The 4,035-nt window shown below is 72.1% G+C and carries 2 protein-coding genes and 1 pseudogene; 1 reads left to right on the forward strand and 2 read right to left on the reverse strand.

The window, feature by feature from the left end; all coding sequences use genetic code 11:
- Positions 1-275: 275 nt before the first annotated feature.
- Entirely contained in the window at positions 276-1,982 is a 1,707-nt protein-coding gene (locus HC031_RS32065; RefSeq protein WP_167929214.1) for a GAF domain-containing sensor histidine kinase, read from the forward strand.
- A 26-nt stretch (positions 1,983-2,008) separates the two neighbouring features.
- On the opposite strand, the gene HC031_RS32070 is transcribed toward HC031_RS32065, so the two are convergent.
- Both HC031_RS32070 and HC031_RS32075 read right to left on the reverse strand, forming a co-directional pair.
- On the reverse strand, positions 2,009-3,844 hold the full coding sequence (locus tag HC031_RS32070) for a glycoside hydrolase family 15 protein (protein ID WP_167929213.1): 1,836 nt from the start codon (positions 3,842-3,844) through the stop codon (positions 2,009-2,011).
- A gap of 100 nt (positions 3,845-3,944) precedes the next feature.
- Positions 3,945-4,035: pseudogene (locus HC031_RS32075) on the reverse strand (DNA-binding response regulator); the annotation flags it as partial.

The raw sequence follows: 4,035 nt of genomic DNA on the forward strand, positions 1-4,035 counted from the left end.
TGATACGGCGGGTGGTACGCATCGTGTCTCACCTGTGTTCCGTCTCGGGTCGACCCCGTGCGGGCCGGCTGGATTCAGCATGCCGACCGGGCGCGGCGATGGATGCGGGCGAATGACCTTGATCGACGGGACCGTGGACCCGACCTGCCCGGGACCACCGGCCCGGCCGGGTCTGGCGGGGCGGCCGTCCGCGCACGGGCGCAGCCGGGGCTACCGCGGCCCGATAGGATGCGCGGGTGGCAGACGAAGCGGCGGCCGACCACCGCGAGACGCCGATGGACGCCGAGCAGGCGGGCTGGGATGCGCCGTCGCTGCCCCTGTCGCCGCTGTCGCAGGTGCGGCTGGACGAGCTGCTGCGTGAGCTGCTGGACCGGGTCGGTGAGGTGGCGGCGAGTCGGGAGCGTATCCGCGCGCTGTTGGACGCGGTGGTCGGGATCGGCACGGATCTGGATCTGCACAGCACGTTGAAGCGGATCGTGCTGGCGGCCTGCCGGCTGACCGGGGCGCGGTACGGGGCGTTGGGGGTGATCGGTCCGGACCGGTCGCTGGTCGATTTCATCACCCACGGCATCGACGCCGCGCAGCACCAGGTGATCGGTGACCTGCCGCGCGGGCACGGCGTGCTCGGCTTGTTGATCGAGGAGCCGCGGCCGATCCGGATGCCCGACATCACCGCCCATCCCCGCGCGTACGGGTTTCCGCCGCACCACCCGCCGATGCACAGTTTCCTCGGCGTGCCGGTGCGCATCCGCGACCAGGTGTTCGGCAACCTGTATCTGGCCGAGAAGGCCGGCGGTGGGCAGTTCACCGACGACGACGAGGAGTTGATGGTCGCCCTGGCGGTGGCGGCGGGCGCGGCGATCGACAACGCCCGGATGTATGCCCAGGCGGGTCGCCGGCAGCGGTGGCTCGAGGCCGCGGCGGAGATCACGTCGGTGCTGTTGGGTGAGGTCAACCGGACCGAGGCGCTGCACCTGGTGGCCACCCGGGCCCGGGAGGTGGCCGCCGCGGACGTCGCGCTGGTGGCGACCTACGACGAGACCGACGGCGCGCTGACGGTGGAGGTCGCCGCGGGGGAGGTGCCGGCCGGGCTGGTCGGGGCGGGCGTGCCGGCCGAGCGCAGCGAGTTCGCCGCGGTCATCACCGACCGGCACATCGCGGTGGTGGAGGACCTGGGCAAAGCGGCGGCCTGGCCGGTGCCGCTGGAGACCGGCACGGCGCTGCTGGTGCCGCTGGCCGCCGGAGGTGAGACCCTCGGCGCGCTCGCGGTGGCCTACGGTCGCGGCAGCGTCGCGTTCGCCGAGGATCCGGACGTGGCGCTGGTGGAGACGTTCGCCGGGCAGGCCGCGCTGGCGCTGGAGCGGGCCCGGGCGCAGGACGAGCGGGAGATGCTGGCCGTGCTCGGCGACCGGGAACGCATCGCCCGCGACCTGCACGACGTGGTGATCCAGCGGCTGTTCGCCGCCGGCATGCAGTTGCAGGGCGCGACCCGGCACGCGATCCGGCCCGAGGCCAAGGAGCGCATCGACGCCGTCGTCGACGCGCTCGACACCACGATCCGTGACATCCGGGGCGCGATCTTCGAGCTGCGCTCGCCGGCGGCGTCGGACGTGCGGACCCAGATCCGTGAGCTGCTCGCCGAGGCCCGCCAGACGCTCGGGTTCCGGCCGCAGCTCACCCTGGACGGGCCGGTGGGCAGCGGCCTGCCCGCGCCGGTCGAGGCCGGCCTGCTGGCCGTGCTGCGCGAGGCGCTGTCGAACACCGCCCGGCACGCCCACGCCAGCTCGGTGCGGGTCCGCGTCGCCCTCGCCGGCGGCCGCGTCGCGCTCACCGTCGTCGACGACGGCGTCGGCATGGGCGCGACGACCCGCCGCAGCGGGCTGGACAACCTGCGCCGACGCGCCGAGGAGCTGGGCGGCGCGCTGAACATCGAGCCCACGCAGCCGCACGGCACCACCCTGGTGTGGACGGTGCCGGTGTAGCGCTCGTCCCACGCGCGTACGGCGCGTCAGCCGAGGGCGCGGTCGAGGTTGAACGCGGCGCTGATCAGCGCCAGGTGCGTGAAGGCCTGCGGGAAGTTGCCCTGTTGGTCGCCGGTACGGCTGATCTCCTCGGCGTACAGGCCCAGATGGTTGGCGTACGTCAGCATCTTCTCGAAGGCCAGCCGCGCCTCCTCCAGCCGCCCGGCGCGGGCCAGCGCCTCGACGTACCAGAACGAGCAGATCGAGAAGGTGCCCTCGTCGCCGCGCAGGCCGTCGGGGCTCGCGGCCGGGTCGTAGCGGTAGACCAGCGAATCGGAGACCAGATCCGCGGAGAGCGCGTCGAGGGTGGCGAGCCACTTCGGGTCGGTGGGGGAGATGAACTTCGCCAGCGGCATCATCAGGACCGCGGCGTCGAGGACGTCGTCGTCCTCATGCTGGACGAACGCCTGCCGGGTGTCCGACCAGCCGTGCCGCATGATCCGGCGATAGATCGCGTCCCTGGCATGCGACCAGTGGGGCATGTCGGCGGGCAGGCCGCGGTGGTTGGCCATCCGGATGGCCCGTTCGATCGCCACCCAGCACATCAGCTGCGAGTACAGGAACTTCTTGCGCCCGCCCCGGGTCTCCCAGACGCCCTCGTCGGGCTGGTCCCAGTGGTCGCACACCCAGTCGACCAGGTCGCAGAGCCGGTCCCACTGGTCACCGGAGATCGGCTGGCCCCACTTGTCGTACAGGTAGACCGAGTCGATCAGCGCGCCGTAGATGTCGAGCTGGAGCTGGTCGGCCGCGGCGTTGCCGATGCGGACCGGGGCGGAGCCGCGGTAGCCCTCCAGGTGGTTCAGCTCGCGTTCGGGAAGCTCGGTGCGCCCGTCGATGCCGTACATGATCTGCAGCGGCCCGTCGGGTCCGTCCCCGCGCGTGCTGATGTGCTGGTTGAGGAAGTCCATGAAGGCCTTCGCCTCGCCGGTGAAGCCCAACCGGAGCAGGGCGTACACACAGAACGCGGCGTCGCGGATCCACACGTACCGGTAGTCCCAGTTGCGTTCGCCGCCGAGCTGCTCGGGCAGGCTCGTCGTCGGGGCGGCCACGATGGCGCCGGTCGGCACGTAGGTGAGCAGCTTGAGGGTCAGCGCGGAGCGGTGCACCGTCTCGCGCCACCGGCCGCGGTACCGGGAGGCGGACAGCCACCGCCGCCAGAACGCGACCGTGGTGGCGAACTGCTCCTCAGCCTCGGCGCGTGGACATCCGCGCGGCGCGACGTCGCCGCCGACCCGGTCGAGGGCGAACACCGCCGACTCGCCCTCGAGGAGCTTGAACTCCGACGTCACGTCCGGGCCGGCGGGTTCGATCGGCACCGTGGTGGTCAGCGCGAGCGTGAGGTTGGCCGACTCGAACAGCGTCTGGTTCCCGTACGGGCGGACGGTGTGCGGCTGCGTCCCGTAGTCGAACCGCGGCGCGACCCGGGCCTGGAAGGGGATCGACCCGCGCGTGCAGACGACCCGTCGGATCAGCCGGTGCCGGTCGGCCTCACCGGAGTCGTCGGTCACCGGCATGAAGTCCTGGACCTCGCCCACCCCGTCCTCGGTGAAGAACCGGGTGATCAGCACGTTCGTGTCGGGGAAGTAGAACTGCTTGGTCTTCGCCGGCACGTCCGCGGTCAGCTCGAACGATCCGCCCCGGTCGGCGTCGAGGATCGACGCGAAGACGCTGGGTGCGTCGAAGCGCCGGCAGCAGTACCAGTCGATGGTGCCGTTGGTGCCCACCAGGGCCACGCTGCGCAGATCGCCGATCAGACCGTGTTCGGCTATCGGCAGGTAGCGGGCGGACCGGGTCGGACCCGGCCGATCGGTGACGTCGAGCATCGAATGCGGCCTCCCTCCGTAGACCGGGAACCGCGGGCCGGGGTCGTCCCTCCAGGGTAGGCCCACCCGTGCGTGGTTGGCGGCCGGCGAGGGCCGGCCGTCAGCTCTTGCCCATGAGCTTGGAGGCGAGGACGGCGGCCTGGGTGCGGCGCTCCATGCCGAGCTTGGCGAGCAGGCTGGAGACGTAGTTT

The sequence above is a fragment of the Planosporangium thailandense genome (assembly GCF_011947195.1).
In the GTDB taxonomy this organism is placed as follows: domain Bacteria; phylum Actinomycetota; class Actinomycetes; order Mycobacteriales; family Micromonosporaceae; genus Planosporangium; species Planosporangium thailandense.

Coding starts and splice junctions, on each gene's coding strand:
- HC031_RS32065 (WP_167929214.1), top strand. CDS start 276: ATGGACGCCGAGCAGGCGGGCTGGGATGCGCCGTCGCTGCCCCTGTCG.
- HC031_RS32070 (WP_167929213.1), bottom strand. CDS start 3,844: ATGCTCGACGTCACCGATCGGCCGGGTCCGACCCGGTCCGCCCGCTAC.